A 2981-nucleotide genomic window follows, 5' to 3' on the forward strand; every position below is an offset into this window, starting at 1 on the left:
CCCAATGAGCTACAAATCCGACATCGAAATCGCCCGCGAAGCGAACAAGAAGCCGATTCAGGAAATCGGTGCCAAGATAGGCATCGATTCTGCCGATCTGCTGCCCTATGGCCACGATAAGGCGAAGGTCAGTCAGGACTTCATCAATTCGGTTCAGGACCGTGAAGACGGCAAGCTGATCCTGGTCACCGCGATCAACCCGACCCCGGCGGGTGAAGGTAAAACCACCACCACCGTTGGTTTGGGCGATGGCCTGAACCGCATCGGCAAGAACGCGATGATCTGTATTCGCGAGGCCTCGCTGGGTCCGAACTTCGGCATGAAGGGCGGCGCTGCAGGTGGCGGCTATGCGCAGGTTGTTCCGATGGAGGAAATGAACCTGCACTTTACCGGCGACTTCCACGCCATCACCTCGGCCCACTCGCTGTTGTCGGCAATGATCGACAACCACATCTATTGGGGCAACGAGTGTGACATCGATATCCGCCGCGTTGCGTGGCGTCGTGTGGTCGACATGAACGACCGTGCTCTGCGTCAGATCACTGCATCGCTGGGTGGCGTGTCGAATGGCTTCCCGCGCGAAGCTGGTTTTGACATCACCGTGGCCTCGGAAGTGATGGCGATCCTGTGCCTGGCCAACGACCTGAAAGACCTTGAAAAGCGTCTGGGTGACATCATCGTCGCCTACCGCCGCGATAAGACTCCGGTCTACTGCCGCGACATCAAGGCCGAAGGCGCGATGACCGTTCTGCTGAAAGACGCCATGCAGCCGAACCTGGTGCAGACGCTGGAAAACAACCCGGCCTTTGTCCACGGTGGCCCGTTCGCGAACATCGCGCATGGCTGTAACTCGGTCATCGCAACCAAGACCGCGCTGAAAGTCGCTGACTACGTTGTGACCGAAGCAGGTTTCGGGGCTGACCTGGGTGCCGAGAAGTTCATGAACATCAAGTGCCGCAAGGCGGGCATCGCACCGTCGGCTGTGGTACTGGTTGCCACTGTGCGCGCGATGAAAATGAACGGCGGCGTTGCCAAGGCCGATCTGGGCGCGGAAAACGTAGACGCGGTTCAGTCGGGCTGTGCCAACCTGGGTCGCCATATCGAGAACGTGAAATCCTTCGGTGTGCCGGTTGTTGTCGCCATCAACCACTTTGTCACCGACACTGATGACGAAGTGCAGGCGGTCAAGGACTACTGCGCCGAGCACGGTGTGGAAGCGATCCTGTCACGGCACTGGGAACTGGGTTCTGACGGTTCCGCTCCGTTGGCCGAGAAAGTTGTTGAAATCGTCGAAAACGGTGCTGCAAACTTTGCACCGATCTACCCTGACGAAATGCCACTGTTCGAAAAGATCGAAACCATTGCCAAGCGCATCTACCGCGCCGACGAGGTTCTGGCCGACAACAAGATCCGCAACCAACTGCGCGAGTGGGAAGAAGCAGGTTACGGCAATCTGCCGGTCTGCATGGCGAAAACCCAATACTCGTTCTCGACCGATCCGTCGCTGCGCGGCGCGCCGACCGGCCACTCGGTTCCGGTGCGTGAGGTTCGCCTGTCTGCCGGTGCCGGGTTCATCGTGGTTGTCTGCGGTGAGATCATGACCATGCCGGGTCTGCCGCGCAAACCGGCTGCCGAAACCATCTGTCTTAACGACGCAGGTGAGATCGAGGGCTTGTTCTAAGCGCCCGAATGAGAGATCTCGTGGTCCGGGGATATCCCCGGGCCACAGGAGATTAAAATGCCCACTCTGACACCGCCGCAAGACTGCCATTCGATGCAGGCATTGCGGGCTCAGATCGACAAGCTCGACCGCCAACTGATCGAATTGTTGGTAACGCGCGCAAGCTACATCGACCGCGCGTCCGAGCTGAAACCCGGCGAGGGCCTGCCAGCCCGCATCCCGGATCGTGTCGAAGATGTGGTGCAGCGTGTGCGTAAGAGTTCCGACGAGCTGGGCATGGACCCTGATCTTGCCGAGAAACTCTGGCGCATCTTGATTGACTGGTCGATTGCCCGCGAAGAACGCGTGCTCGGCCCCGACTGAAGAACCGGGCGCTTTGTGCGCCCGATCCGTTTTTTGAAAGAAGGGATCAAAGGATGGTAGCGCAGGTTATCGACGGTAAGGCCTTTGCGGCGAAAGTGCGCGCGCAAGTGGCCGATCAGGTTGCAAAGCTGAAAGAGGAAAACGGCATCACGCCCGGTCTGGCTGTGGTTCTGGTGGGCGAGGATCCGGCCAGCCAGGTTTATGTCCGCTCCAAGGGCAAGATGACCGTAGAGGTCGGCATGAACTCGTATGAGCACAAGCTGGATGTGGATACATCCGAAGAAGACTTGCTGGCGCTGATCGACAAGCTGAATAACGACCCGGCAGTCCACGGCATTCTGGTGCAACTGCCGCTGCCCAAGCATCTGAACGAGGATCTGGTGATCAACTCGATCGATCCGGCCAAAGATGTCGACGGGTTCCACATCTCGAACGTGGGTCTGTTGGGCACCGGTCAGAAGTCGATGGTGCCCTGTACGCCGCTGGGCTGCCTGATGATGCTGCGCGATCACCATGGTTCGCTGTCGGGCATGGATGCGGTTGTCATTGGCCGCTCGAACATCGTCGGTAAACCGATGGCGCAGCTGCTGCTGGGTGATAGCTGCACCGTGACCATCGCGCATTCGCGTACCAAGGATCTGCCGGACGTCGTCCGCCGCGCCGACATCGTCGTTGCCGCCGTTGGCCGCCCCGAGATGGTGCCGGGCGACTGGATCAAGGAAGGCGCCACCGTGATCGACGTGGGTATTAACCGCATCGAGCGTGACGGCAAGAACAAGCTGGTCGGTGACGTCGACTACGACAGCGCCGCAGCCCGCGCCGGAGCCATCACCCCCGTCCCCGGCGGTGTCGGCCCCATGACCATTGCCTGCCTGCTTGCAAATACCCTCACAGCCGCATGCCGCGCAAACAAACTCCCGGAACCCGAAGGCCTGAC

Annotated in this window: 3 protein-coding genes; all 3 read left to right on the forward strand. The window is 59.7% G+C overall.

Going from position 1 to position 2981, the window contains the following annotated elements:
* Positions 1-4: 4 nt before the first annotated feature.
* Positions 5-1681, forward strand: coding sequence for a formate--tetrahydrofolate ligase (locus AC2FEE_RS25490; RefSeq protein WP_496868211.1), 1677 nt, complete (start codon positions 5-7; stop codon positions 1679-1681).
* A 57-nt stretch (positions 1682-1738) separates the two neighbouring features.
* Positions 1739-2044: a chorismate mutase gene (locus tag AC2FEE_RS25495; RefSeq protein WP_496868209.1), complete on the forward strand. Its 306-nt coding sequence runs from the start codon at positions 1739-1741 to the stop codon at positions 2042-2044.
* Positions 2045-2097: 53 nt separating this feature from the next.
* On the forward strand, positions 2098-2981 hold an 884-nt coding region (folD, locus tag AC2FEE_RS25500), incomplete at its 3' end, for a bifunctional methylenetetrahydrofolate dehydrogenase/methenyltetrahydrofolate cyclohydrolase FolD (protein WP_496868210.1).

This window comes from Ruegeria sp. YTSC199 (assembly GCF_059609725.1).

Excerpts from the sequence above, each read along its gene's own strand:
- AC2FEE_RS25490 (WP_496868211.1), top strand. The coding sequence starts at position 5 with ATGAGCTACAAATCCGACATCGAAATCGCCCGCGAAGCGAACAAGAAG.
- AC2FEE_RS25495 (WP_496868209.1), top strand. The coding sequence starts at position 1,739 with ATGCCCACTCTGACACCGCCGCAAGACTGCCATTCGATGCAGGCATTG.